Source organism: Streptomyces sp. NPDC088923, assembly GCF_044749745.1.
Lineage (GTDB): Bacteria > Actinomycetota > Actinomycetes > Streptomycetales > Streptomycetaceae > Streptomyces.
This window is the reverse complement of the sequence record NZ_JBIVIO010000001.1, coordinates 694,600-721,269: the sequence shown is the minus strand read 5'-3', so window position 1 is coordinate 721,269 and position 26,670 is coordinate 694,600. Positions and strand designations below refer to the sequence as shown.

General features: G+C 73.7%; 18 protein-coding genes and 1 tRNA gene. 9 read left to right on the top strand and 10 right to left on the bottom strand.

Features of this window, described 5'->3' with window-relative positions; genetic code table 11:
- Positions 1 to 91: 91 nt before the first annotated feature.
- Both ACIP4O_RS03380 and ACIP4O_RS03375 read right to left on the bottom strand, forming a co-directional pair.
- The gene (locus ACIP4O_RS03380) at positions 92 to 373 is read right to left on the bottom strand and encodes a hypothetical protein (protein WP_401570948.1); all 282 of its coding nucleotides are present in this window, start codon (positions 371 to 373) and stop codon (positions 92 to 94) included.
- 266 nt (positions 374 to 639) lie between these two features.
- Positions 640 to 1,665, bottom strand: coding sequence for an RNA polymerase sigma factor RpoD/SigA (locus ACIP4O_RS03375; protein ID WP_401570945.1), 1,026 nt, complete (start codon positions 1,663 to 1,665; stop codon positions 640 to 642).
- A gap of 197 nt (positions 1,666 to 1,862) precedes the next feature.
- Here ACIP4O_RS03375 and ACIP4O_RS03370 point away from each other — a divergent pair, with 197 nt between their 5' ends.
- Positions 1,863 to 2,396: a GNAT family N-acetyltransferase gene (locus tag ACIP4O_RS03370; RefSeq protein ID WP_401570943.1), complete on the top strand. Its 534-nt coding sequence runs from the start codon at positions 1,863 to 1,865 to the stop codon at positions 2,394 to 2,396.
- Positions 2,397 to 2,531: 135 nt separating this feature from the next.
- Here ACIP4O_RS03370 and ACIP4O_RS03365 read toward each other — a convergent pair whose 3' ends face one another.
- Positions 2,532 to 2,966 carry a pyridoxamine 5'-phosphate oxidase family protein gene (locus tag ACIP4O_RS03365; protein ID WP_401570940.1) on the bottom strand — a complete coding sequence of 145 codons (435 nt, stop codon included), beginning with the start codon at positions 2,964 to 2,966 and terminating at the stop codon, positions 2,532 to 2,534.
- A gap of 364 nt (positions 2,967 to 3,330) precedes the next feature.
- On the opposite strand from ACIP4O_RS03365, the gene ACIP4O_RS03360 reads away from it, so the two are divergent.
- Positions 3,331 to 4,395, top strand: a complete 1,065-nt coding sequence (locus tag ACIP4O_RS03360) for a questin oxidase family protein (RefSeq protein WP_401573794.1) — start codon at positions 3,331 to 3,333, stop codon at positions 4,393 to 4,395.
- A 179-nt stretch (positions 4,396 to 4,574) separates the two neighbouring features.
- On the opposite strand, the gene ACIP4O_RS03355 is transcribed toward ACIP4O_RS03360, so the two are convergent.
- On the bottom strand, positions 4,575 to 5,339 hold the full coding sequence (locus ACIP4O_RS03355; protein WP_401570937.1) for a dioxygenase: 765 nt from the start codon (positions 5,337 to 5,339) through the stop codon (positions 4,575 to 4,577).
- 215 nt (positions 5,340 to 5,554) lie between these two features.
- Between ACIP4O_RS03355 and ACIP4O_RS03350 the strand changes: the two genes are divergently transcribed.
- Positions 5,555 to 6,070, top strand: a complete 516-nt coding sequence (locus ACIP4O_RS03350) for a MarR family winged helix-turn-helix transcriptional regulator (RefSeq protein WP_401570934.1) — start codon at positions 5,555 to 5,557, stop codon at positions 6,068 to 6,070.
- Between the two features lie 552 nt (positions 6,071 to 6,622).
- On the opposite strand, the gene ACIP4O_RS03345 is transcribed toward ACIP4O_RS03350, so the two are convergent.
- Both ACIP4O_RS03345 and ACIP4O_RS03340 read right to left on the bottom strand, forming a co-directional pair.
- Complete coding sequence (locus ACIP4O_RS03345) at positions 6,623 to 8,191, bottom strand: MFS transporter (protein ID WP_401570932.1); 1,569 nt, start codon at positions 8,189 to 8,191, stop codon at positions 6,623 to 6,625.
- A 427-nt stretch (positions 8,192 to 8,618) separates the two neighbouring features.
- Positions 8,619 to 9,377, bottom strand: coding sequence for a TetR/AcrR family transcriptional regulator (locus ACIP4O_RS03340; RefSeq protein ID WP_401573792.1), 759 nt, complete (start codon positions 9,375 to 9,377; stop codon positions 8,619 to 8,621).
- Positions 9,378 to 9,735: 358 nt separating this feature from the next.
- Between ACIP4O_RS03340 and ACIP4O_RS03335 the strand changes: the two genes are divergently transcribed.
- Both ACIP4O_RS03335 and ACIP4O_RS03330 read left to right on the top strand, forming a co-directional pair.
- Positions 9,736 to 11,232, top strand: coding sequence for a M6 family metalloprotease domain-containing protein (locus ACIP4O_RS03335; RefSeq protein ID WP_401570929.1), 1,497 nt, complete (start codon positions 9,736 to 9,738; stop codon positions 11,230 to 11,232).
- 189 nt (positions 11,233 to 11,421) lie between these two features.
- Positions 11,422 to 11,494 (top strand) — tRNA-Arg (locus ACIP4O_RS03330).
- Between the two features lie 153 nt (positions 11,495 to 11,647).
- Here ACIP4O_RS03330 and ACIP4O_RS03325 read toward each other — a convergent pair.
- Both ACIP4O_RS03325 and ACIP4O_RS03320 read right to left on the bottom strand, forming a co-directional pair.
- A complete protein-coding gene (locus ACIP4O_RS03325; RefSeq protein ID WP_401570927.1) occupies positions 11,648 to 13,672 on the bottom strand; it encodes an MFS transporter in 2,025 nt (674 codons plus the stop codon).
- A gap of 240 nt (positions 13,673 to 13,912) precedes the next feature.
- Complete coding sequence (locus ACIP4O_RS03320) at positions 13,913 to 16,486, bottom strand: D-alanyl-D-alanine carboxypeptidase (protein WP_401570924.1); 2,574 nt, start codon at positions 16,484 to 16,486, stop codon at positions 13,913 to 13,915.
- 203 nt (positions 16,487 to 16,689) lie between these two features.
- Here ACIP4O_RS03320 and ACIP4O_RS03315 point away from each other — a divergent pair, with 203 nt between their 5' ends.
- From ACIP4O_RS03315 to ACIP4O_RS03305, 3 genes are all read left to right on the top strand, one after another.
- Positions 16,690 to 17,397 (top strand): GPP34 family phosphoprotein, encoded by a 708-nt coding sequence (locus ACIP4O_RS03315; RefSeq protein ID WP_361319963.1) that lies wholly within the window; start codon positions 16,690 to 16,692, stop codon positions 17,395 to 17,397.
- Positions 17,398 to 17,693: 296 nt separating this feature from the next.
- Positions 17,694 to 18,569 (top strand): helix-turn-helix transcriptional regulator, encoded by an 876-nt coding sequence (locus ACIP4O_RS03310; RefSeq protein WP_361319960.1) that lies wholly within the window; start codon positions 17,694 to 17,696, stop codon positions 18,567 to 18,569.
- A gap of 244 nt (positions 18,570 to 18,813) precedes the next feature.
- Complete coding sequence (locus tag ACIP4O_RS03305) at positions 18,814 to 19,017, top strand: DUF397 domain-containing protein (RefSeq protein WP_401570921.1); 204 nt, start codon at positions 18,814 to 18,816, stop codon at positions 19,015 to 19,017.
- A gap of 147 nt (positions 19,018 to 19,164) precedes the next feature.
- Here the strand turns inward: ACIP4O_RS03305 and ACIP4O_RS03300 are convergent, their stop codons facing one another.
- Both ACIP4O_RS03300 and ACIP4O_RS03295 read right to left on the bottom strand, forming a co-directional pair.
- Positions 19,165 to 20,406 carry an ADP-ribosylglycohydrolase family protein gene (locus ACIP4O_RS03300; RefSeq protein WP_401570918.1) on the bottom strand — a complete coding sequence of 414 codons (1,242 nt, stop codon included), beginning with the start codon at positions 20,404 to 20,406 and terminating at the stop codon, positions 19,165 to 19,167.
- 158 nt (positions 20,407 to 20,564) lie between these two features.
- Complete coding sequence (locus tag ACIP4O_RS03295) at positions 20,565 to 23,162, bottom strand: bifunctional FO biosynthesis protein CofGH (protein WP_401570916.1); 2,598 nt, start codon at positions 23,160 to 23,162, stop codon at positions 20,565 to 20,567.
- A 248-nt stretch (positions 23,163 to 23,410) separates the two neighbouring features.
- Here ACIP4O_RS03295 and ACIP4O_RS03290 point away from each other — a divergent pair, with 248 nt between their 5' ends.
- Positions 23,411 to 26,578 carry a BTAD domain-containing putative transcriptional regulator gene (locus ACIP4O_RS03290; protein WP_401570913.1) on the top strand — a complete coding sequence of 1,056 codons (3,168 nt, stop codon included), beginning with the start codon at positions 23,411 to 23,413 and terminating at the stop codon, positions 26,576 to 26,578.
- Positions 26,579 to 26,670 lie beyond the last annotated feature (92 nt).

Sequence of the window (26,670 nt, the reverse complement as noted above, 5' to 3'; positions counted from 1 at the left end):
ACAAGGCCGCCCCACCGATACGGCGACACGGCCGACCCACCGATACGGGCGACCCCGCCCCCTCCCGGTCCAAGCAACCCCGTGATCGCGTTCAGCCGCGTCCTTCGAGGCGCCGGACGAGGCCCGCGAAGGCGGCGCGTTCGGCGGGGGTGAGTTCGACGCTCTCCGAGGCGGGGACGGACTGGCGCGGTATCCGCGGGCGCCGCGCACCGGCGGGTGCCGGAGTCGTGGCCACGCGCGGGGACACGGGCTCGGTGCCACGTACCCCACGTACACCGCGCGCCCCGCGGGCGAGCCCAACGGCCCAGGCGACCGCCGCCGTTACCAGGGCGGCCACTCCGACCTGCTGCATGACCGATACGTGCTGAGGCATGGCTTCAGTAGACCTCACTCCACTGGACCAATGAGAGGAAAAATCGGCTTCTTACTCCCGAAGTGACGCATCTCCTATGCCACTTCTGCCCAGGTTCGACCCGATGCACGCGTCCTCACGTCACCTCGCGCGTGCGCGTTCACTCGCCCCACGACACACCGAGGGGCCCGTACCCCACGGCACGCCGAAGGGCCCGTGCCTCGCGGCTCGGGCCCTTCCGGTACGCCCAGTGGTGCGGGCGGGAGGCTCGCGGCGGTCCGCGGCCTTTACGCCGCCGCGTCGAAGCCGGTGTCGTGCGCCAGCTTCTTCAGTTCGAGCAGGGCGTGCTTCTCGATCTGGCGGATGCGCTCCCGGGTGAGGCCGTGCTGCTTGCCGACCTCGGTCAGGGTGCGCTCGCGCCCGTCATCGATGCCGTAGCGCATCTTGATGATCGAGGCGGTGCGCTCGTCGAGCCGGCCGATCAGCTCGTCCAGCTCCTCGCTGCGCAGCAGCGTCATGACGGACTGCTCCGGCGAGACGGCCGAGGTGTCCTCCAGGAGGTCACCGAACTGGGTGTCGCCCTCGTCGTCCACGGACATGTTGAGCGAGACGGGGTCGCGCGCCCAGTCGAGGACGTCGGAGACGCGCTCCGGCGTCGAACCCAGCTCGGCGGCGATCTCGGCGTGCTCGGGGTCGCGGCCGTGCTCGCGGTTGAACTCGCGCTGGACCCGGCGGATGCGGCCCAGCTCCTCCACGAGGTGGACGGGGAGTCGGATGGTGCGCGACTGGTCGGCGATGGACCGGGTGATGGCCTGGCGAATCCACCAGGTCGCGTAGGTGGAGAACTTGAAGCCCTTGCGGTAGTCGAACTTCTCGACCGCGCGCACCAGGCCCGCGTTCCCCTCCTGGATCAGGTCGAGGAGCGGCAGTCCGGCACGCGGATAGCGCCGGGCCACGGCGACGACGAGTCGCAGGTTGGACCGGATGAAGACGTCCTTGGCCCGCTCGCTCGCCTCCCAGAGCTCTTCCAGTTCCTCGCGGGACGCCTCGTTCTTGGTGTCGGTCTCGCCGTCGAGAACCTGGCGCGCGAAGACTCCCGCCTCGATGGTCTGCGAGAGCTCGACTTCCTTGGCGGCGTCGAGCAGCGGCGTACGGGCTATCTCGTCGAGGTACATGCCGACCAGGTCGCGGTCGGCTATCTCCCCGCCCATGGAACGGGCACCCCTGGAACCCCGGGTCTCCCCGGAGCCCGAAGCCTGGGAGGCGCCGCTCCCGGTGGCGGACTTACGACGGGCGACGGCACGGGTTGCCATGCGTACTCCCTTGCGGTGGTGGGTGGACGTGCTCCCTGTCGGATGCCGCACTCGGCACGCTCTCGCGCGGAGTGCTTCACCCTCGCGGGTGCCCGGCATCTGTGGGAAACAACGACCGGAAACAGGACAGAATTCCCCGGGGGCACATCAATCTTCGGGATCATGCAGTACCCTGTCGCGCCACAGGGGGAGGGAAGATGCCAGAATCCACCGAAAAGGTGCAGGTCAGGGCGGGGCAGGACGGGGATCTGCCGCAGCTCACAGAGATCTACAACCACTATGTGACAGAGACGCCGATCACATTCGACACGGTTCCATTCACTCCCGATCAGCGTCTGGAGTGGTTCCGCGCTCACCCGATCAGCGGCCCGCACCGGCTGCTCGTCGCCCGCGACCCCGGCCGTCCGGCGGGCGCGGACGTGCTCGGTTACGCGACGAGCGGTGCGTTCCGGGCCAAGCCGGCCTATGCGACCTCCGTGGAGGTCAGCGTCTACACCCGTCCCGGCGAGGGGGGTCGCGGCCTGGGCACGCTGTTGTACACCGCGTTGTTCGCGGATCTCGCCGGGGAGGACGTCCACCGCGCCTACGCCGGGATCGCCCTGCCGAACCGGGCCTCACAGGCGCTCCACGGCCGCTTCGGCTTCCGGCACCTGGGCACGTACGCGGAGGTGGGGAGGAAGTTCGGGCGGTACTGGGACGTGGCGTGGTACGAGAAGGAGCTCGCGCCGTAGGCCGTAGGCCGTAGGCGGTAGGCCACGGACCGTAGGCCGTAGCGCGGTGCGCGGTGCGCCGTGCGCGGGCGGGAGCGGTGCGCGGCTCTCAGTGACGGCCGCGCACCTCGCGCCCCCGTCCGGGCGGCGGCGCGGTCAGAGCGAGCCGAGGTCCGCGGAGAACCAGTGCTCGGGGCGCATGCGGTAGGTGACGAGGCCGGCGGTCGGGTCGCCGGTGGCGCCGGTGCGCTCGACGTAGGCGTCGACCTTGTCGGGGGCGAGGTAGCGGGAGGCGTCGGTGTACGACTCGTCCGGGGTCGTCGGCGTCGCGGAGACGACCGGGCCCTCGGCGGAGACGTAGCGGTACGTGGGTTCGGTGCGCTGTACGAGCAGGCTGAAGCGGCCCGCCGCTTCGACGAGCCGGGACTTCAGCGAGTCGGCCTCCGTGAAGAAGAGCAGGTCGCCGTTGTCCTCCTGCCAGAACCAGACGGGCACGGCGAGCGGCGCGCGCTCGCCCTCCCTGGCGACGGCGAGGGTGGCGATGAGCGGCTCGTCGAGAAAGGCGCGGCGCTCCTCCGGGCTGAGTGTCATGGAGACTCCTTCGTTGGTCCGGCTGCTTGTTCCCCGTCGGTCCCGGGCTGCTGACCAGGGGTTTCGGTACGGGTCCTGGCGGGCCCCCCGCCTTTGGCCCCAGTCCCTCCGGTCTACCCGAAAAAAGTCACTGGACGTGGGAACTAGGACTACGGTCCGTTACGTTCCTCTGCTGAACGGCCTAGCGTGCGGCGTCATGACTCCCGATGACACCCCACGCGGGGCCCTTCACCAGCGGCAGCAGGACAAGCGGACCACCGAGGAGCGGCGGACCCGCGAGCGACCGGGAGCGGTACCGGTCGACGCGCGGGCGGAAGGAGGCGTACGGAAGGCGGTGCGGGTCCCCCGAGGGGGAGACGACGGGGTGCTCGACGAGGCCCTGGAGCGGTTGCATTCCACGGGACCGGAGCGGAACGGCTGGCTGAGCAACCACGCGCCGATGGCGGTCGAGGCGCTGGTGCGGGGCGGGCACGGCGGCACGGTGCACCGCTGGGTCGATCGCTACCGGCACAAGCTGGAGGAGGCCCCCTCCTCGTACGCGCGCGTCACCGAGGAGAACTGGCAGGAGGCGATGGGCGATCCGCGCCGGATCGCGGACTGGACGACCTATTTCGGCGTACGACTCGCCGAGGCGCCGTGGCGCACGGTGCTCGCGACGTGGTGGCCGCGTCTGCTGCCGGGGATCGCGGCCGGGGCGACACACCCCGTGATCCGGACCGGCCACGCCGTGCGGACGCTGCTCGCGACGGAGGCGGGTGCGGTGGGCGGGGGTGAGGCGTCCGCGGTACGGGACCCGGCCCTGCCACGGCTCGCGGAGCTGGCGCACGCGCTCGGGTACTGGGCGGCGCGCAGCCAGTCGCTGCCACGAGTACGAGCCTTGGAGTCGCACGCGAGCGCGGGCGAGGCGCTGGAGGCGGTGCCGGCGATCCGGAGGCAGAGCGGGGGCACCAGGGAACGGCTGGCGCGGCTCGACGCCTTCCCGGTGTGGCCGGCCGTCGAGGTCCGTGGCCCCGAGGAGACGGCGGAGCGGCTCCGCGAGCTGGTCGCGGCGGCCGTACACCGGTACGCGACGCACGCGCACGGCGAGCCGGTGATGCTCGTGCACGCCGCGACGGCGCCCAACGCCGTGCTGCGCACGCTGCCCGCACTGCCCTCCGGGCTCTGGGCGCCGAGCCTGTCGGCGGCCTGGGCGGCGAGTGCGGCGGTGACGGCTGCCTACGGCCCGGCACGGGCCGCGTCCTGGGAGGCACTTGAGGCGGAGGCCGAAGTCCTGGACGAGGCCGAGGTGTTCGCCCGCGCGGCGGCCCACGGGGACGAACACGCGGTGAAGTTCGCCGACACGGCACTCGACCCCGCCCTGCACCTCACCGACCCCCGTGCACGAGCGGCGGCCCTCCGCGCGGTGGAACTCATCGAACCGGTGTGGTGAGGGGCGGATCGGGGGTCGGCGGGCGCTGGAGCGGTCCGGGGGCGAGGCAAGGGGGACGGAGGACGAGGCGGGGGGGGGGCGGTGGACGAGGCGGAGCCGGGCTCCACACCCCGCCCACGCGGACGACCACCCCCGCTCACGCCCGACCCCAACAGCTGCCGAACAACTGACCCCGGAGTTCAGCCGAACTGGAGGGAGCGTTTGGCGAGGCCGAGCCAGAAGCCGTCAATGACGCTGCGGCGGGTGTCGAGTTCGCCGGTGGCGTCGGCGGCGCCGAGGGTGACGAAGAGGGGGGCGAAGTGTTCGGTCCTGGGATGGGCGAGCTGTCCGGCGGGGGAGGTGCGGCGGAAGTCGAGGAGGGAGTCGATATCGCCGTCCTCCAGCGCCCGCCTGCCCCAGTCGTCGAACTCCGTCGACCAGCTCGGCACACCTCCCGCGTGGCGCAGCGCGGCGAGGTTGTGCGTGAAGAAGCCGCTGCCCACGATGAGTACGCCCTCGTCCCGCAGCGGGGCGAGTCTGCGGCCGAGGTCCATGAGGCGCTCGGGCTCGAGGGTGGGCAGGGAGATCTGGAGCACGGGGATGTCGGCGTCCGGGTACATCTCGACGAGCGGGACGTAGGCGCCGTGGTCGAGGCCTCGGTCCTCGACGTCCTGGACCGGGGTGCCGGCGCCGCCGAGCAGTTTGCGGACCGCTTCCGCGAGCCACGGGGCGCCGGGGGCCGCGTACTGGACCGCGTAGTAGTGCTCCGGGAAGCCCCAGAAATCGTAGACGAGGGGCAGCGTGCGGGTGGCGCCGAGGGCGAGCGGGGCGTCCTCCCAGTGCGCGGAGATCATGAGGATCGCGCGGGGGCGGGGCAGCTCGGCCGACCAGGCGGCGAGCTGGCCGGGCCAGACCGGGTCGTCCGCGAGCGGCGGCGCGCCGTGGCTCAGGTACAGCGTGGGCATACGGCTTGCGGCGGGGGCGGGGGGCGGGGCCGGGGTCGGCATCCGTGGACCTGCTTCCTTCTCGTGTCCTCGGCCCGGGGGTGACGCGACCCGCGCGAGGCGACTCATGATGCTTGAAACATCAAGCGCTTCTCACTCAGCGAGAGTACGACAACATTGTTTAAGCTTCAATAAGGTCGTCGGGTCGCCAGGCCCACCGCGAGGAGGAGGCAAGGATGAGCGAGGGAAAGACGCCCGCTCCCGCCGCCGGGCCCGTGTGGCTGGGGGACGCCGAGCAGGAGGTCTGGCGGGCGTTCCGGCAGGCGACGACGTTGCTGGACGATCACCTCGACCGGCAGCTGCAGCGCGACGCCGGGATGCCGCACGTGTACTACGGGCTGCTCGTCACGCTCTCCGAGGCGCCCGGCGGCCGCTTGCGGATGACGGAGCTGGCCTGCCGGGCGAAGATCACGCGCTCACGGCTCTCGCACGCGACGGCGCGCCTGGAGCGGAACGGGTGGGTACGGCGCGAGAACTGCCCCGGGGACAAGCGGGGCCAGTTCGCCGTGCTCACCGAGGCGGGAGCGGAAATGCTGCGGCGCAGCGCGCCCGGGCACGTCGCCGCCGTACGGAAGGCGCTCTTCGACCGGCTCGACGGGGAGCAGCAGCGGGCCCTGGGCGAGATCATGCGGACGATCGCCGACGGACTCCAGCCCACGGCCCCGGACAGCGACCTGCCCTGGCTCCGCTGAGCCGACGCGGGCGCGGGGACGACGCGGGCGCGAGGGCGACGCGGGCGCGAGGGCGACGCGGGCGCGAAGGCGACGCAGGCGCGGGGACGACGCGGGCGCGGGGACGACGCGGGCGCGGGCCGCAGGAACGCCAACGGCCCGGCGGCCAAGGGCTCGTAGTCCCGGCCGCCGGGCCGTTCGTATCGCGTTGTCACCTCAGGAGGCCCGGCTCAGCAAGCCGGCTCACCACAGGTCCGAGCCCGCCACGGGCCCCGACCCACCACGGGTCCGAGCCCGCCACGGGCCCCGACCCACCACAGGTCCGAGCCCGCCACGGGCCCCGACCCACCACAGGTCCGAGCCCGCCACGGGTCCCAGCCCCGTCAAGGGCCCAGGCCCGGCCGGGCCCGATCCGCCGCAGATCCCCGTACGGAAACCTTGCACCGGACCCCGTACCGGAACCCACCGGCCCCCCGCCCACTCGCGTGAGCCGCTCAGCCAGCGAGCCGTTCAGCCAGCCAACCGCTCGGCCAGCCGGCCAGCCGGCCAGCGCTCGGCCAGCCGGCCAGCCGCTCAGTGAGCGATGACCGGGATGTCCGCGATCTCGGCGTCCGCCGACTTGGCGTCCGCCGACTCGCCGTCGCCGCTCGTCGCCGCCGCGCCGCTCTTGCGGTTGCCGGTGGAGACGAGGGTGAAGGCGAGGGTCGCGGCGACCACCAGGATGCCGACGGCCCACCAGATGGCGTTGCTGTAGCCGTGGACGAGGGCCTCGGCCTGGAGGAGGCGGGCGTCGCCGCCCTTGCCGGCGTGCGAGGTGAGGTACGCGGTCGTGGCCGAGGCCGCGATCGTGTTGAGGAGCGCCGTGCCGATCGCGCCGCCGACCTGCTGCGAGGTGTTGACCATCGCGGAGGCGACGCCGGCGTCACGCGGCTGGATGCCGTGCGTGGCGAGCGACATGGCCGGCATGAAGGCCGTACCCATGCCGAGGCCCAGCATCAGCTCGGCCGGGAGCACGAGGCTCGCGTAGCCCGAGCCGACCTCCATCTGCGTCAGGATCAGCATGCCGACCGCCGCGAGGAGGAAGCCCGGGCCCATCAGGAAGCGCGCGGGGACCTTCGTCATGAGCCGGGCGCCGATCTGCGTCGAGCCGGTGATCATGCCCGCCACCATGGGCAGGAAGGCGAAACCGGTCTTGACGGGCGAGTAACCCTTCACGACCTGGAGGTAGAAGGTCAGGAAGAGGAAGAGACCGAACATCCCGATGATCGCGAGTCCGAGCGAGAGGTAGATCCCGCCCCGGGTGCGGTTGGCGACGACGCGCAGCGGGAGGAGCGGCGACTTGACGCGCGCCTCGACGAGGAGGAACGAGCCGAGCAGCACGACGGACGCGACGAAGCTGCCGATCGTGATGCTGTCGCTCCAGCCGTCCGACTCGGCACGCGTGAAGCCGTACACGAGCGAGACGAGGCCGAGCGTCGAGAGCAGGACGCCGGGGATGTCGAGGGAGGCGCTGTTGCGCTGCCCCTTCGGCTCGACGACGACGAAGATGGCGCCGAGCGCGGCGACGACGGCGAACGGCACGTTGACGAAGAAGGTCCAGCGCCAGTTCAGGTACTCGGTGAGGAAGCCGCCGAGGATGAGCCCGACGGCACCGCCGCCACCGGCGATGGCGCCGTAGATGCCGAAGGCCTTCGCGCGCTCCTTCGCCTGCGTGAAGGTGACCGCGAGCAGCGAGAGCGCCGCGGGGGCGAGCAGGGCGCCGAAGATGCCCTGGAGGGCGCGGGAGCCGAGCAGCATGGCCTGGCCGTTGGCGGCGCCGCCGAGCGCGGAGGCAGCGGCGAAGCCGATGAGGCCGGTGATGAAGGTGCGCTTGCGGCCCCACATGTCGGCTATGCGGCCGCCGAAGAGGAGCAGCCCGCCGAAGGCGAGGGCGTAGGCAGTGATGACCCACTGGCGGTTGCCGTCGGAGATGCCGAGGTCCCGCTGCGCGCTCGGCAGCGCGATGTTCACGATCGTCCCGTCGAGCACGACCATCAGCTGGGCGAGCGCGATGAAGACGAGAGCCTTCCAGCGGCGCGGGTCGGGCGCGGCCGGGTCGGCGTGCGAAGCGGCCGTGGGGCCGGTACGGACGGTTTCTGACATGGGGAGATCCACCTCGGGACGCGGGCGCGCGCCATCGCTCGGCGCGGCGCCGTGGAGGGTGACGGGAAGGACGGAGGGGCCGGTGGGCGACATCGTCGTACGCCGCACCGTGCGGGTGGTTGCGACCGGGTTAAGACGAGAAGTCGCGATCATCGGCCCGGAGGGACCGACACCTCGACCGGTCGGGTGAGCAGGGTGTTCGTGGAACTGGAGTGTGCGTGGAACTGGGTGGTACGGGCCCTCGGGCCGCGCGACGCGCGCGGCCGTACGGGCCCGGCGCGCGAGGTCTCGCGCGGTGGTACGGGCCCGCGGGACACGCGCGGGGTCTCGCGGGGCGCGGTGCCGCGCCGTCCGGTCCGTACACGCGGTACGGAGCGCGGCCGGCGGCGGTCGCCCGCCCTCGCGAGGGGCCGTCGGGGTGGAGCCGTCAGGTGGTGCGGAGAGCCTCCAGGGTGGCGGCGCTGCCCGGCAGGACCGAGCGGGCCGGGGCCCGCAGTCCCTCCAGGAAGAGCTGAAGATGGCGGTGGACATAGCGGTCGTTGAGGGCCGCGGTGCAGCCCGGGAGTGGCCGGGCGAGCTGGGAGAGGACGAACATCAGGTCGCCCACGCCGATGTCGGGGCGCAGTTCACCGGCCTCGCGGGCCCGGCCCAGCACTGCCTCCACGCCCGCCTCCAGGCGGGTGCGGGCGGCCCGCAGGTCCGGGTGTTCACGCTCGGCCTCGTCGGCGTTCGCGCTGAGCAACCCGCACATGGCACCCGCACGGTCCTCGACGGCCCCGTGCGCGAAGACACAGAGCGCGTCGAAGGGCCCGGACAGGGCGAGCACCTCCTCGGCCCGTTCGGCGGTCCGGTCCATGACGGACCTGACCGCCTCGCGGATGAGGGCGGAGCGGTCGTGGAAGTGCCGGTAGACCGTGGCGTTGCCGACTCCGGCGCGGCGGGCGACCTCGTCGATCGAGACCTCCGCGCCGTGCTCCGCGGCCATCTCGCGCGCGGCATCGATGATCCGCTCGCGATTGCGCACCGCGTCGGCGCGTGGCCGCCCGGCCTTCTTCCCCGGCTCCCCCGCGCACCGCGTGCCGCACGAGGCCCCCGCGCTTGCGGTACGGGAGCGGGCCACGTCATCGCCGTCGGTCACACCACTGGTCGTGCCGACGGTCATGTCCTCGGTCATGTCCTCGGTCATGGCGAGCACCGCCACCTCCCTTCCGGCCCCGGCCGGGGCCCTCGCGCGCGGGCCGCTGCCCACTCGTACGTACGTGCCGTGCGAGGCGTCCGCCGAAGCGGCGCCCCGAGTCCCGCGTGCGTCCTGCGAATCCTGCGCGCCCGAAACGGGGACCCACTCCCCGCCTCGTGACGACACCTTCCTAAACGGGGACGGCCTCCCCGGAAATTTCCCGTACGGCATGTGACCCGCGTCACACAAAAACCACCGATCGGCCGCACCCGGCGCGCGCGCCGCCCGTCCCGCCCGGAGGCTGGCCGGGAAGGGGGCAGCCTCGCAGGTCAGGACGGTGGCTGCCGCGAACGGAGGGCCGGTACGCATGGAGCAGCCGACCAACGGGGCGCCTCCCCCCTCGGGCCCGATACCCGGCCGGGGCGGCCAGGACAGCCGGAAGCCCGCTCCTGACGACGACCGGAACCCCGCCCCGGACGCGGCCGGACCCCGTACCGGCCCAGGCGCCACGGCAGGCGCGGCCACGCCCCGTACCCCCAGCGCATCCACCACCCCCTCCTCAGCTCCCGCCCCCGCCCCCGCCGCCCGCCTGCGCCGCGCCGCCCGACTCCGCCGCGGCATCGCGGTCGCCTCGCTCGCCCCGCTCGCCGTCGCCGTCACGCTCAGCACGACGGGCTCGGGCTCCCCCGACGCCGCCGGGCACTCCGCCGCGGGGCCCGTCGCCGCGGGGGGCGGGGACGACGTGGACGCGTGCCGGATATCCGGGCCGCTCGGTACCCAGATGTCGGAGGGGCTGCCGACCACCGCCGGGTACGCGCGCTCCACCGGGCGCGTGCGCGCGCTCAACCTCCTCGTCGACTTCTCCGACGCGCACGGCGAGGGCACGGTCGACGACCGGCTCGGGGAGTTCTTCCCGCAGACCACGCGGTGGTTCGAGCGGAGTTCGTACGGGCGCATCGACTACCGGCCCGAGACGCCGGTGAAGCGCTGGCTGCGGATGCCGAAGCCCTTCTCCGCGTACGGGATAGAGCGCGGCGCCCCCTTCGAGCCGGGTTACCGCAAGCTCGTGCGCGACCTCGTGAAGATCTCCGACCCGCTCGTCGACTTCGCCTCGTACGACCTCGTGAACGTGCTCGTGACACCGAACGCCGGGCCGTCCGCGCTCGACACGGTCCTCTCCGTGACCTTCGCGGGCAACCGCGAGGCGCCGGTCGCCGACGGCGTCCCGCTCGCCAACACGAGCTTCCTCTACAGCCGCCAGGACGACGGCTCGGGCTCGTACTCGCGCACGGGCTACCGCGTCCTCCCGCACGAGAACGGCCACGTCTTCGGCCTTCCCGACCTCTACACGCAGGACGGCGGGGGCGCGGTCGGGCACTGGGACATCATGAGCGAGGACTGGGGGGCCGACAACGACCTGCTGGGCTGGCACAAGTGGAAGCTGGGCTGGCTCGACGACGAGCAGGTCGGCTGCGTGGCCTCGCCCGGCACCCACGACTTCACCGTGGCACCGCTCGCCGCGCCGGGCCACGACAGGAAGCTCCTCTTCATCCCCCTGACGCAGACGTCCGGAATCGCCGCGGAGGTCCGCACCCGGGGCGGCAACGACGAGAGCGTCTGCAAGCCGGGCGTCCTCGTCTACCGCGTCGACGCGGACGTGGACACGGGCCAGGGCCCCATCATGGTCGCCGACTCGAAGCAGGAGAGCGGAGGCTGCACCCGCAGCCCCAACGTCCACGCGGAACTCTCCGACGCCCCCTTCGGCGTCGGCGAGACCTACCGCGACGACGGCTCGCGGACACGGGTGGAGGTCCTGGGCAAGACGGAGGACGGGAAGTGGCGGGTACGGGTGCACAGGGACTGAGGTCCGGTCGCCCCCCGACCCGACAGCCCCGTACGCCCGCGCCCGCCCGCGGCGGCCCGAACGGCAGCCGGGGACGCCCCTCGGCGGCACCCCGCCCCCGCTCCCCACCCGCTACACTGACGGTGGCCACCGGCACCCCGCCGACGGCCACCGGCGTCCTGGCTCAGCTGCGCTGATCCCACGGACCCCGCCTTCGTAGCTCAGGGGATAGAGCACCGCTCTCCTAAAGCGGGTGTCGCAGGTTCGAATCCTGCCGGGGGCACCGGTTCAGAAGGGCCCCACCTCGGGAAATCCTGAGGTGGGGCCCTTTCGGTGTGTGGACCACCTACGAATTTTCGGAGGTGGTCTCCTTTCGGCGGGCGCGGCTGTCCCAGCGGGGGCGTCTCGGCGTGAGCTGGGTGAAGGTGCGCCTGAGTCAGTTCGCCGGGTCCGGCTCCGGGGGCCGCAGTTCTTCCGGGCAGGGGGTGCCGCGGGGGATTTGGTAGGGGCCGGCGATGTGGTAGGTGCCGGGGTGGGGGGCGAGGAGTTCGGTCCATTTGTCGCCGGACTTGTCCTCGGGGGTCTCGTAGAGGCAGCCGTGGAGGTTGCGGAAGGACTTCGGGGCCGAGTCGTCCTCGCGGTTCTTGGACGCCTCGGTCTCCTTGGGGGCGTGGTAGCTCTTGCCGTCCTTGTCGACGACGCTCAGCCAGGGCGAGTACGGGATGCGGATCAGGACGCGGCCCGGGGTCGTGACCTTGATGACCAGCTCGGACTGGCCCGCGCTCGTGACCGTCGCGGGGGGCTCCGCGAGCTGGACGGGGTGGTCGACCTCGTAGACCTGCCAGTTGGCGTCGGCCCAGAGCAGGTCCAGGTAGGGCTGGCCGGCCGAGATGAGGGCGCGTTCGCGGGTCGCGCCGTCGCCGTCGGGCTTGTCGTCGCTCGTGGGGAGGACCACGAAGTGGACGGCCCAGCGCTTGAGCCACTCGTGGTAGTTGGCCGAGTTGAGCGTCGAGTCGTAGAAGAGCGCGTTGCGTTCCATGTCCGCCTGGCGGGTCCAGCCGCGGGCCAGGTTGAAGTACGGGGCGAGCGCCGAGGCCTCGCGGTGGCCGCCGGTCGGGACGACCTCGACGCGGCCCTTCTCGGCGTCGTGGTGCTGGAGCTGGTGGATCAGCGGGGCGAGTTCGCGGCCCCAGGAGGCGGCGGGCGTCGTGTGGACGATGTCGTCCGCCGTCTTGAGGCCGATCCAGAAGGTGAAGCCGCAGATACCCACGACGGCCGTCCACCAGCGCCAGCTCCGCGCGCGCAGGTACGGCAGCGCGGCGACGAGCACGACGCCGCCGAAGAGCATCGCGAGCCGTGTGATGTTGCTGCCGATCTGCGAGCTGATGACCCACACGCCGAGCACGACGACGAAGTTGACCACCGCCGTGATCCGCACGGTGTGCCACGACTTCGGCACGAGCAGGAAGGCGAAGACCGAGAAGAGCATCGGCAGGCTCGCCGAGCCCAGCGACATCGGCATCGTCCCCGAGAAGGGGAACAGGAGCGTCGAGACGCCGACCACGAGGAGCGGCGGGATGCCGAGGACGTACGCGGCTTTGCGGCGTTTGCAGAGGAACATCGCGACGGCGACGAGCCCCACGTACAGGCCCGCGACCGGCGAGGCCGCCGTCGCGAGCGCCGCGCAGAGCGCGGCGACGACCGCGCGCGTCCTGCGCGCCTCGCGCCAGCGTCCGGGCCAGGCGAAGACCGCGGCCACGGCGGCCACGGAGAACATCATCCCGAGGCCGAAGGTGACCCGGCCCGAACCGGTGTTGCACAGCAGCGCGTAGACGCCCGCGAGCCCCACCAGGTGCGGGTTGCGCACCGCCTTGACGCGCGTCGCGCAGTACGCGATGAGGCCGGCGGCCGCGGTGCTCGCGAGCATCAGCGTCGTGCGTACGCCGAGCACGTGCATCAGGTACGGCGACACCATGCTGTACGAGACGGGGTGCATGCCCCCGTACCAGGCGAGGTTGTACGCGGAGTCGGGGTGGCGCCCGACGAACTCGGCCCAGGCGTCCTGCGCCGCGAGGTCTCCCCCGCTGTTCGCGAACGTGAAGAACCAGACGAGCTGGAGGACGGCGGAGAGCGTCGTGGCGACGGTGACGGGGTGGAAGGCGAAGCGGCGCCAGCGGGGGCGGGGCGCGGCGGGCGGGGGCGGAGGCGGCGGGGGAAGGGAGGGTGCCGCCTCAGGGGCGCCGCCCTGGCGCGGGACGGCCGCCTTGTCCCGTACGGCCGCCTTGCCTCGTACTGCCGCCTTGTCCCGTACGGCCGTCTCGTCCCGTGCGGCTTCCTTGCTTCGTACGGGCGCGGTGGAGCGCTCCGGGGCGGGCGACCGCTCCGCTCCCGCGTCCCGGGACGCGCGCACGCGGCGCGCCCCGTCCACGCCGTCCGCTCGCGTCGGCTCCGCAGTGGCCACCGAAGGCCCTCCCAACCCCGTGCCGGCCGCTCCCGGTCCTGCCGGGTGGACTTCGCGACCGCCTGTCCGTTCTGCCCCGATCCGGTGACGCTAGCACGCGCCTCGTGACCGGGGGCGAGGTGGTCCTCACCCCCGGTCATCCACCCGCCACGCCCCGTCGAGCACGCGGCCCGCCCCGAGCGCGGGGCACCGGAGGGGGCCGCCACTCGGCCGAGTGAGCCGCCTCCCCCGGGCTCCCGCTCACCCCAGCCGGGTGAGCTTCGCGCCGAGGCCCGGCTCGTTGAGCGCCGCTCCGAGCACGACCGGGATCTCGACGGCGCTGCTCGTGCCGTCCCCGGCCCGCAGCACGCCGACCTTCGTGCCCGCCGCTGCCTCGTGCGGCAGCGCCGTGCCGTCGTCGACGAGCTTGAGCCGTACGGTCAGCCCCGGCCAGCCGACCGCTGTCAGGTCCTTGGCCGCGACGACGGACGTCGTGCCGCCGAGACCGTCGTCGACACTACCGACGACGTCCCCCTTCTTCACGACCTTTTCAGCGACGAGCGTGCCCTGCGCGGCCTCGATGAGCGCCTTGCCCGCGTTGAGCGCGCCGGTGAGGATCGAGTTGTCCTCGGGCGCGGGCGGCTGGGCGAGCACGGCGCCGACGATGGTGCGCGTCGTGCCGCCGACCTCCTTCGTCGCGGCGTAGAGCAGGTTGCCGCCGGCCGCCGTCGTCGTCCCCGTCTTGATGCCGACCGTGTTGTTCATCGGGACGAGCCGGTTCCAGTTCGTCTGCGTCTTGCCGTTGCTGTCGACGTACGCGGGCATCCGCACGACCTCGCGGAAGAGCGGGTCCTTCATCGCGACCTTGCCGAGCTTCACCTGGTCCTCGGCGGTCGAGACGGTCGTCTTGGTGAGGCCGGAGGGGTCGGTGTACGTCGTGTTCTTCATGCCCAGTTCGTCGGCGGCCCGGTTCATCTTCGCGACGAAGTCCTTCTCGGAACCGGCGTCCCAGCGGGCGAGCTGGCGGGCGATGTTGTTCGCCGAGGCGAGCATGATCGCCTCGATCGCCTCCTTCTGGGAGAGCTTCTGGCCCGCGCGCACGTCGACCGTGGACTCGTTCTGCGCGGACAGGCCCGCGTCGTCCTCGGCCTTCTGGTCCATCGTGATGCTCGCCCCGTCGCCGCCCTTCTTGACCGGGTGGTCGCGCAGGACGAGGTAGGCGGTCATGACCTTCGCGACACTCGCGATCGGCACCGGCTTCTGGGCGCCCGCACTGCCGAAACTGCCGAGCCCGTCGACGTCCATCGCGGCCTGCCCGCTCTTCGGCCACGGCATGGGGGCCGCCTTGCCGGAGAACTGGTACGTGGTCGCGGCGGTGAGCGAGAGCGTGGGCCGCGGGAGCGGGCGCACCGCCTGCACGATGCCGAGGACGACGACCACGAGCAGGACGAGCGGCGTCCAGATCTTGAATCGCCGCACGACCGTGCGCATCGGGGTCTCGGGCGGGGGCGGCGTGTTGGTCAGCTCGGCGAGCAGGTCGAGCGGCGCCTTGGGCGGCAGCGGCTGCTGGCGGGTCTCCTCGGCGCCGACGGCCGTCCCGGCCGGGATCTCGGCGGTGATCGAGGCGGGGGTCGTGGGGCTCGTGGAGGACGGTGTGGAGCCGGTGGTGGTGTTGTCGGGCTGGGACGCGGTGTAACCGGCGCCGAAGGTGGACGAGGACTTGGCGGCGGAGTCGTCCGCGGACGCGGCGCTCTTCCCGGCGGCGGCCCCGGAGGGCTGGGCGGACTTCCCGGCGGCGGCCCCGGAGGGCTGGGCGGCCGGGGCGTCCGTCCTGGGCTTCTTCTTCGCCTTGGCGGGGGCCGCGTCCGTGGCCTTGTCGCGGGCCTTCTCCGCGCCCTTGCCGGTGGCACGGGGCTCGGCGGGCGTCCCCGCCGCGGCGCGGGGGTCCTTCGGGCGCAGCGCGGCGGGGCGGGCGTCGTCGAGGGGGCGCAGCGGGACGAACGTGCTCGTGCGCTCGGCGGGGGGCTCCTCGTCGGGGAGCGGTCCGGCGGGCTTGAGGGGTTCGGCGGGCTTCGGGGGCTCGGGGGCCTCGGTGGGTTCCGGGGACGCGGGCTTCGGGGCCTTCTGGGCGGGCTTCGGGGCGTCGCTGAGCTTCGAGCTCGGGGCCTCGGCCTCCGGGAGCTTCAGGACCGTCGTGGTGTTGTCGACCGGGGGACGCAGGACGCCGAAGACGGAGAGGGACGTGGTGGGGGTGTCGACCTTGTGGAACGAGAGTCCACGGGACGTGGGGGCGCGCTTCGGCCCGGGAGCGGGCTCCGGCTCCGCCTCGGGCTCCTCCGGCTGCTCGGGCTCCTCGGCGGCCGCCTCGGGCTCCTCGGCTTTCTTCGCCTCCTCCGGTTCCCCGGCGGGCCCCTTGGCCGCCGGCGGCTCCGGCGACTCCTCGGGCACGGGGGGCTCCTCGGCCTGCGCGGGCAGGGCCTCGGCCTCCCACTCGGGTGCCGCCCCGGCCTCCTCGGGTGCCGCCCCGGCCCCCGGGCCGTCCGGCTCCCTGTCGTCGTCCTCCCGCGCCCCCCGCGCCCACGAGGGGCCCGCGGGCTTCACGGCGGGTTCCTCCGCCCGTACGGCGGGTTCCTCCGCGCGTGGCGCCGGTTCCTCCGCCCGTGCGGCCGGTCCCTCCGCCTCGTCGGCCGAGCGCACCCACTGCGCGACCGCCGCGCGCAGCCGGTCGTCGGGGCGCGAGACGGGGATGCCTCCCCCCGTTCCCGTCGTACGTGTCCGGGCACTTCCCTCCGGTGAGTTGTGCTCCTGTGCCCTGTCGGGGGACTCGCCCGCCACCGATGCCTCCTCCGTAAGCCGTGCGCGCACGCACTCGAACCGGTCGTGCTGCCGAACCTCTACCAGTGTCCTTGGCACGGCCGCGACTCGGGCTCGGGACAAGAACGACATGTGTGCGCATTCCCTGCCGAAAAGGTCAGGCACCCTCGACAGACCAATGTGAGAGGGGTCACCCTGTCAGACATCCACGCGGGGAGGCATGGATGGGCAAGAGCCGCAGAACACTTCCGGAGGAGCTTCTGCTGCTCGCTCTGGACCCGGCCACGGGTACCACAGCGCAGCCGCAGTCGCTCGACCTCGGTCTGGCCGGAGCACAGCTAGTGGAGCTGGCGCTGGCCGGACGGATAGCCCCGGACGGGGACCGGATCGCCGTGGTCGTACCGCGGCCGACCGGTGATCCGACCCTGGACCACGCGCTTGAGCTGTTGCGCAGGCGTGGCGCCCCGGTGCGCGCGGTCCACTGGATCGGTGGGCCACGTCTCGGGCTGCGTCAGACGTATCTCTCGCACCTGGAGCGCATCGGCATGGTCACCGCCGTCGCGGGCCAGATGTGCGGGGTGCTGCCGACGACGCGCTACCAGGCCGCGGAGACGTCGACGAGCAGGGAGATCAGGTCCCGGCTCGACACGGCAATCCGCACCGGCGTGCCACCGGACCCGCGCACGGCCGCCCTCGCGGCCCTCGCCCACGCGGTGGGCCTCGGCAAGCACCTCTATCCCGGCAACGAGGGGCGCTCCTCGCGCTCCCGGCTGCGGGACCTGATCCGGCACGACCCGATGGGCGGGCTCGTGGCGCACGCGGTCATGGACGTGCAGAACGGGGCGGCCGCGCCCGCGCGGCGCGGACAGGCACCGGGACGCGTCCCCTCGCAGCCGCAGCGGGCGGCGTCGGTGGGCACGGCGGTGCGCTGACGCCCGCGGCGGACGGGTGGTTCTCGATGTGCGGGTAGAGCGAGGACCACGCATACGGATGGACGGGTACGGGGCGGACCCGGCCGGGCGGCAGACGGCGCGCGGCGCCCCGGACCCGTACCACCCGCCGCGCCCCCCTACACCATCGGGCGCCCCTCCGTCGTGCCCTTCCGCGTTTTTGGCTCAACTCGACTGTTTCGCGCCCGGGTACGGCGTGTCGGTGGCACCCTGCTGAGCAGCAGACACGCGCCGCCTCGTGCGGGGCGGTGAAGAACGCGAGCCGGAGGTGCCCGCCCGTGGCGTCCAATGTCAACCCCACCGTCAGGCGTCGGCGACTGGGTCAGGAACTGCGCAAACTGCGCGAGGCCCGGAACATGACGGCCGAGGAGGTCGCCGAGCGCCTGCTCGTCTCGCAGTCGAAGATCAGCCGCCTGGAGAACGGGCGGCGCAGCATCAGCCAGCGCGATGTCCGCGACCTGTGCGGGGTCTACGAGGTCGAGGACCTGCGCATCGTCGACTCGCTCATGCAGATGGCCAAGGACTCGCGCCAGCAGGGCTGGTGGCACACCTTCGGCGATATCCCGTACTCCATCTACATCGGCCTGGAGACGGACGCGGCGAGTCTGCGGATCTACGACCCGCAGGTCGTGCCGGGGCTGCTCCAGACGCCCGAGTACGCGCACGCGCTCGTCACCGGCGCGCTGCCCGAGACGGCCGCCGCCGATATCGAGAAGCGGGTGCGGGTGCGGATGGCGCGCCAGGACCGCGTCCGGGACGTCGACGCCGAGAAGCCGCTGCGGCTCTGGGCCGTCATCGACGAGGCGACGCTGCGCCGCAGGGTCGGCGACGAGGACGTCATGCGGGGGCAGTTGGAGCACCTCGTGAAGATGTCCCACCTGCCGCACGTCACGGTGCAGGTGATCCCCTTCGAGGTGGGCGCGCACCCGGGGCTCAACGGGCAGTACGCGGTACTGGAGTTCCCCGACACGGCGGACTCCAGCGTCGTCTACATCGAGGGTGTCGTGAGCGACCTCTACCTGGAGAAGGCCGCGGAGGTCGAGCAGTACAGCGTCATGTACGAGCACCTGCGCGCGATGGCGCTCAACCCGGACGTGAGCCGCGACTTCATCACGCGCGTGGGCCAGGAGTTGTACGGCTCGGGCGCCGAATGAGGCTTCTTAACCGCTGAGTTGACCGCGCGGCGCGGGACGGTACACCTTTTCCCGCGCTCGCGGTAGGGACCTCTGGAATATGCCATCCGGTCGGGTGAACGGTCGCTTTCGGCGGCGCGGGGGGCGGGTAGCGTCCTTCACGCCACCTGATGCGGCCCGAACGGGCACGTCAGGGGCGTATCGGCGCCCGTCGGCCGTTCCGGCGGGGGCGTCGCCACCTCCTCGTACAACCGGAGCAATTCTCATGTCTCTTCAGCACGGTCGCACCAACGAATGGGTCAAGTCCTCCTACTCGACTGGCAATGGCGCCTGTGTCGAGGTCAAGTCCCCGGTCAGCGCGGCGATCTCGGTGCGCGACTCGAAGGTCACCGAGGGGCCCGAGCTGGGTTTCCCGGCGGCCTCCTGGGGCACCTTCGTCAGCGCGGTCACCCGCGTCGCCGGCGCCTGATCAGCCCGCAGCGCCTGCGGCGCCCGCACCCCGCACAGCCGCTTCCCCTCCCACCCCGGGGCGGGCCGCGGCGGCACGAGCCCTCTCGACCGGTCCGCCGTCCTGGCCGAGGGGGCTCCCGCATGCCCGCGACCACCCCGCCCCGTCTCACAGTTCGCGCGGGTAGCGCTCCAGCCAGGCGGGGACGGCGCGGTCCTGGCCGTGCAGCGCGGGGCCCTGGGTCATCTCCAGGGCGAAGTCCTCGGCGAGGGCGAGGAGGCTCGCGCGGCCTTCCAGCGCGGGAAGCCAGTCGGGGGGCAGCGCGGTGTCGCCGTGCGCGGCACCGAGCAGCGCGCCGCACAACGCGCCGCGCGCGGCCGAGTGGGGGCCGTGGCCGACCGCGAGGAGCAGACCGGTACGGATATCGGGGGCGACGGCGGCGGCCCAGACGGCGAGCGCGAGTCCGCGCGCCGGGGAGCCGTCGCCGAGCAGCGCGGCGGCCCGGGGGCGGTCGGGGGCTCCGGCGCGTACGGCGTCGAGCGCCGCGGTGAGGGCCTCGGTGACGGGCTCGTGCCCGGGGTGGCGGGCGAGGAGCGGCAGCGCGGCCCGTACGGCGTCCTCGGGGCCCGCGCCCCGGGTCAGCGCGTGGACGAGAAGGGCGTGGGCTGCGGCGGTGAGCATCGACACGGGGTGCCCGTGGGTCTGCACGGCGCATTCCAGGGCGAGTTGGAGCACGAGCGCCGGGTCCCAGCCGCTGAGCAGACCGAGCGGCGTGGAGCGGGTCGCGGGGGCGAGGCTCAGGGCGCGCGGGTTGCGGGGGCGGTCGAGGGTGCCGGCGCTCGCGTCGCCGAGCGCGGTGAGGCAGTCGCGGTCGGGGGCGCGGCGGGCGTAGAGCCACTCCTCGCGGGCGAGCCAGCCATCGGCCGTACGGCGCTCGTCGGGCCCCCACTCGGCCTGCGTCGCGTACCAGCGGCGGTAGGCGGCGTGCAGATCGGTGGGCGGGTGCCAGGCGCCCGTGTCGCGCCGTACCTGCGCGCGGACGAGGCCCTCGGCGGTGAAGAGCGCGAGCTGGGTGTGCGCGGTGACGGTCCCTGCCCGCCCCCCGCCCGGCACGGCGAGCAGATCCCCGGGCCCGTCCGCCCAGAACGCCTCGCCCCCGGCCACGTCGAGCGGCGCCCCGAGCGCGTCCCCGAGCGCGGCGCCGAGGAGCGTCCCGCGGATACGGGCCCGGTAGTCCTGCTGCTCGGGGCGGCCCCAGACGGCCTGCGGCTCGGGGGCCCGCCCGGAGGCTTCCCGACCGGCTCCGTCCCGGGCCCGCGCTCCCGGCGCGACGTCCGCCCCGGGTGGCGTCCGCGCTCCCGGTGGGGTGGCGTGCGCGCGGTCCGCGGTCCCGGGTGTCGCGCTGCCCATTGGCTGCCGCCTCCTTCGCCGCTGTGGGGATCTCGCACGCTAGCGGGTGCGGGGACGGGGTGTCACGGGGGACGCGGGGGCGGGAGGGAGGCGACAGGTGTACGGGCGGGGAACGCCGCCTCGCGCGGGCGGCGCCCCCCGCCCGCGGGCCCGGCAGGTCAGTGCGCTCCTCCGGCCCCGTCCAGGACCGGGAGGAGTTCCGGGAGGTGGCCGTCGGAGGCGCGGGCGGCGGTCATGCGTTCGGGCGGGACCTCGCCGTATGTCGTGGTGCGGGGGCGGTGGGGGCGGCCCGCTGCCTCGGCGATGGCCTCGAGGTCGCGGATCGAGCGGTAGGAGCCGTAACGCGAGCCCGCCATGCGGGAGATGGTCTCCTCCATCAGGGTGCCCCCGAGGTCGTTGGCGCCGGAGCGGAGCATCTCCGCCGCGCCTTCCGCGCCGAGCTTCACCCAACTCGTCTGGATGTTCGGGATGTGGGGGTGCAGGAGGATGCGGGCCATCGCGGTGACCGCGCGGTTGTCGCGGGCGGTCGGGCCCGGGCGGGCGATGCCCGCGAGGTAGACGGGGGCGTTGGTGTGGATGAAGGGGAGCGTCACGAACTCCGTGAAGCCGCCCGTGCGTTGCTGGATCTCCGCGAGGGTGCGGAAGTGGCCGAGCCAGTGGCGGGGCTGGTCGACGTGCCCGTACATCATCGTGGAGCTGGAGCGGATGCCGAGTTCGTGCGCGGTCGTGACGACGTCGATCCAGTCGGCGGCGGGGAGTTTGCCCTTGGTGAGGACCCAGCGGACCTCGTCGTCGAGGATCTCGGCGGCCGTGCCGGGGATCGTGTCCAGGCCCGCCTCCTTCGCGGCGGTGAGCCACTCCCGCACCGAAAGCCCCGTGCGCGCCGCGCCGTTGACGACCTCCATCGGCGAGAAGGCGTGCACGTGCATGCCCGGGACGCGTTCCTTGACCGCGCGCGCGATGTCGAAGTAGGCGGTGCCGGGCAGGTCGGGATGGATGCCGCCCTGCATGCAGACCTCGACGGCCCCGACGTCCCACGCCTGTTGGGCGCGGTCGGCGACCTGGTCGAGGGAGAGCGTGTAGGCGTCGGCGTCGGTGCGGCGCTGCGCGAAGGCGCAGAAACGGCAGCCGGTGTAGCAGACGTTGGTGAAGTTGATGTTGCGCGTGACGATGTAGGTGACGTCCTCGCCGACGACGCTCTTGCGGATGTCGTCCGCGACGCGGCAGACGGCGTCGAGCGCGGGCCCGTCGGCGTGCAGGAGGGCGAGGGCCTCGTCGTCGGTGAGGCGGGTCGGGTCGTCGGCGGCGACGGCGAGGGCCTGGCGCACGTCGGTGTCGATGCGCTGGGGGACCATGCCGGGCGCGGCCTGCTCGCGCAGGGCCGCCCAGTCCCCGTACACCGCGTCGAAGTCGCCGCGCCTGTCGCCCGTACGGCCCTCCGTGTCGATCGCCGTGTGCAGGTCGGTGCGGCCGCTCGCGGTGAATCCCTCGTCGGGCTCCTGCCAGGGCAGGCCCTCGGGGCGCGCGTCGGGGCGCGCGAGGCCCGTCTCCGGGTCGGCGAGGGCGCGGACGTGCGGGAGGAGGCGCGGGTCGAGCCAGGGCTCGCCGCGCTGGAGGAACTCCGGGTAGATGGTGAGACGTTCGCGCAGCTCGTAGCCGGACTCCGCGGTGTGGGCGGCGAGTTCGTCGATGTGCGGCCAGGGGCGCTCGGGGTTGACGTGGTCGGGCGTGAGCGGTGAGACGCCGCCCCAGTCGTCGATGCCCGCCCCGATGATGAGGCCGTACTCGCGGTCGACGAGGTTGGGCGGCGCCTGGATGCGCGCCTCGGGGCCGAGGAGGAGACGGGCGACGGCGACGCACGCGGCCAGTTCCTCCAGCTCCGCGTCCGGCATCGCGCGCATGGCCGTGTCGGGCTTGGCGCGGAAGTTCTGGACGATGACTTCCTGGAGGCCGTGGTAGGCGCGCTGGACGCGGCGGAGCTGGAAGAGGGAGTCGGCGCGTTCCTCGTACGACTCGCCGATGCCGATGAGGACCCCGCTCGTGAAGGGGACGTTGCTGCGGCCCGCGTCCTCCAGCACGCGCAGGCGCACGGCGGGTTCCTTGTCGGGGGAGCCGTGGTGGGGGCCGCCCTTCTCGGACCACAGCCGGGTCGCCGTCGTCTCCAGCATCATGCCGAGCGAGGGAGCGACGGGCTTGAGCCGCTGGAGGTCGGACCAGGACAGGACGCCGGGGTTGAGGTGCGGCAGGAGACCGGTCTCCTCCAGGACGCGGATCGCCATGGCCCGTACGTACGCGAGCGTGTCGTCGTAGCCGTGCGCGTCGAGCCACTCGCGGGCCTCGGGCCAGCGGTCCTCGGGCTTGTCGCCGAGCGTGAAGAGCGCTTCCTTGCAGCCGAGCGCGGCGCCCTCGCGGGCCACCTCCAGGATCTCGTCCGGCGACATGAACATGCCCCGGCCCTCACGGCGGAGCTTGCCGGGGACGGTCACGAAGGTGCAGTAGTGGCACGTGTCCCGGCACAGGCGGGTGAGCGGGATGAAGACCTTCTTCGAGTACGTGAGCACGCCGGGCCTGCCGACCGCTTCGAGGCCCGCGTCGCGGACGCGCGCGGCCGAGGCCGAGAGGTCCTTCAGGTCGTCGCCGCGGGCCTGGAGCAGGACGGCGGCCTCTGTCACATCGAGCGCGACCCCGTCCCTCGCCCGCCGCAGCGCGCGGCGCATGGCGGATTCGGTGGGCCGGGAGGGGTGCGGAGCAGTCATGACGTCGAGCATAGGACGGGGGCGGGGCGGGGGGCGGAGGGCCTGCCGGTGGGGAGCGCGCTGGTGGGGGTGCGGGGGGTGCTGGTGGGGGGCGGGCTGGGCGGTGGCCGGGTGCGGGGCCCGCGGTGGGGTGCCTGATTGACAGCCCCTCACCCCCTCCCGAGGCTGACGTTTCCGCCCCCGGCAGGCAAACTGGCCTCTGTGACCGCCGATGGCCGGCCGGGGCGGCCGGCGAAGGGGAGACGAGCATGAACGACGGACCCGGGATACCGGGGCGGGGAGCCCCGGACGCGGGACCCGCCACCGACGCGGCGCCCCCCGCCCACACGCCGCACCCCACCTCGCCGGACACCGCCACACCGGACGCCACCGCACCGCGCCCCGCCTCGCCGCCCACCACCGCACCGGACGCCACCGCACCGCCGGCCACCGCACCGCACCCCGCCTCGCCGGAACCCCCCACCGCGCCGGAATCCCCCACCGCCCCCGCCCCCCTCCGCTTCGCCCTCCTCGGCCCCATCCGTGCCTGGCGCGGTACCGAGCAGCTCCCCACCGGGTCCCCGCAGCAACGCGCCCTCCTCGCCGTGCTGCTGCTGCGCGCGGGCCGGACCGCGACGGCGCCCGAGCTGATCGACGCCGTGTGGGGCGAGGAGCCCCCCGCGCAGGCCCTCGCCGCGCTCCGTACGTACGCCTCGCGGCTGCGCAAGGCCTTCGGCGGGAGTGTCCTGCGCAGTGAGGCGGGCGGCTACGCGCTGCACCCCGACGCGCTCGGCGCGCGGGCCCTCGACCTCAGCCGTGCCGAGGAGCTGGTCGCCGCCGCCGACGCCGCCCGGGAGGAGGGGGACCTGTGCCGGGCGAGAGCGCTGAGCGACGAGGCCCTCGCGCTGTGGGAGGGCGAGCCGCTCGCCCAGGTCCCCGGGCCGCACGCCGCCAACCAGCGGGCCCGGCTCGCCGAGTGGCGGCTCCAGGTGCTCGAATCCCGCTTCGCGATGGACCTGGAGCAGGGCTGCCACGCCGAGGCCGTCTCCGAGCTGACCGCGCTCACCACGGCCCACCCGCTCCGCGAGCGCCCCCGCGAACTGCTCATGCTCGCCCTCTACCGCTCGGGGCGCCAGGCCGAGGCCCTCGCCGTCTACACCGACACCCGGCGCCTGCTCGCCGAGGAGCTGGGCGTGGACCCCGGGCCCGCGCTCGCCCGGCTCCAGCAGCGCGTCCTCGCGGGCGACGAGGAACTGGCCCGTTCCCCGCAGCCCGCCCCGCGCGGCGGCCCGCCCCCGCTCAAGCCCGCGCAGCTCCCCGCCTCCGTGGCGGACTTCACGGGACGCGAGAACCTCGTCAAGGAGCTGAGCGACACCCTCGCGGGCGCGGGCTCGCAGGTCATGGCGGTCTCGGCCGTCGCGGGCATCGGCGGGGTCGGCAAGACCACGCTCGCCGTGCACGTCGCGCAGGGCTCCCGCGCCGCCTTCCCCGACGGCCAGCTCTACGCCAACCTCCAGGGCGCCGGCGCGCACCCCGTCGACCCCGAGACGGTGCTCGGCGGCTTCCTGCGCGCGCTCGGCGTGCGCGACACCGCGCTGCCCGCCTCGCTCGACGAACGGGCCGCGCTCTACCGCTCCGCGCTCGACGGCCGCCGCGTCCTCATCCTGCTCGACAACGCCAAGGACCCCGCGCAGATCCGTCCGCTGCTGCCCGGTACGGAGGGCTGCGCGACGCTCGTGACGAGCCGCCAGCGCATGGTCGGCCTCGCCGGGGCGCACCTCGTCGACCTCGACGTCATGTCCCCCGAGGAAGCCCTCACGCTGTTCACGCGCATCGTCGGCGCCGAGCGCGTGCACGCCGAGCGCGAGGCGGCGCTCGACGTCGTCGCCGCCTGCGGCTTCCTGCCGCTCGCGATCCGCGTCGCCGCCTCCCGGCTCGCCGCGCGCCGCACCTGGACCGTCTCCGTACTCGCCGCGAAGCTCGCCGACGAACGGCGCAGGCTCGACGAGTTGCAGGCCGGTGACCTCGCCGTCGCCGCGACCTTCGAGCTGGGGTACGGGCAGCTCGAAGCCGACCAGGCGCGGGCCTTCCGGCTGCTCGGGCTCGTCGAGGGCCCCGACATCTCGCTCGCCGCCGCCGCGGCGCTGCTCGGCCTGGACCGGTACGAGGCCGAGGACCTCCTCGAATCCCTCGTCGACACCTCGTTCCTCGAATCGGCCGCGCCGGGCCGCTACCGCTACCACGACCTCGTCCGGCTCTACGCCCGCTCCTGCGCCGAGCGCGACGAGCAGCCCGCCTCCGCGCGCGCCGACGCCCTCGGGCGGCTCCTCGACTTCTACCTCGCGACGACGGCTCGCGTGTACGCCCTCGAACGGCCCGGGGACCGGCTTGTGGACCACCTCGCCACGACCCGTTACCCGGGCCTGGAGCTGACCGCGCCCGAGGAGGCGCAGGACTGGCTGTACGCGGAGGCGCAGAGCCTCCTCGCGACCGCGCGCCGGGCCACCGAGCGGGCCGATTCGCTCGCGGCCGCCGTGGATCTGCTGTGGGTCGCGAAGGACTTGAGCGAGTCGGGGGCGAACGCGCGGCAGTACCGCGAGGTGACCCGTACCGCGATCGAGCGGGCCGAGGAGCACGGGGCGTGGCGGGCGCTCAACCGGGCGCTGCTCGTCCTCACCGACGCCGAGCACGCGGCGGGCGGGCTCGGCCAGGTGCGGGAGAACGCGGAAGGCATCCTCGCCCGCGCGAGCGGCGAGTCCGCGCGGGGCGAGGGCACCGACGACGCGCTCGTGGTGGCGTGGGCGCACAACATCCTCGGCGTCGGCGCCCTCTACCGCGAGGAGTACGAGGTCGGGGAGCACCATCTCGGCTCCGCCGTCGAGCACTTCCGCGCGCTCGGCGACCAGGCGGGCGAGGCGGCGGCGCTGTGCAATCTCTCGCGTATCCACCTCGCCACCGGCCGGCTCGACAGCGCCATCGCGCTCGCCGGTCGCGGCACCCTCCTCAACGACACGAGCGGCAACGCGCTGCGCGGCGCCAACGGCAGGTACGCGCTCGGTCTCGCGCTCACCGCGGCGGGCCGGTCCGCCGAGGCGGCCGAGCGGCTCCACGAGGCGCTCGCCGTCTTCCGCGCCAACCGGCAGCGGCTGTGGGAGGGGATGACGCTGTGCCGGCTCGCCGAGGTGCGGCTCGCCGGCGCGGAGGCGGCCCGCGCGGCCGTCGACGCGGAGAACGCGCTCACGGTCCTGGGCGACGTGGGCGGCGAGTGGCGCAGGGCGCAGGTCCTCGTCGTCCTCGGGCGCGCCCTCGCCCGCACCGGGCAGCCCGGCCGCGCGCACGTGTGCTGGGCCGAGGCGGAAAGGGTGTACGAGGAGCAGGGCGCGAGCGCCGAGGCGACCGCCGTCCGGGCCCTGAGCGCGACGGTGCCCGCCCCCTGACCGACTCCCCCGGCCCCACCGGCCCCTGCCCGAGGGCACCAGCGGCTCCGTGAGGTCCCCTCGGCTCCGCCCGGGGCCGTCGGCAGGCCCGG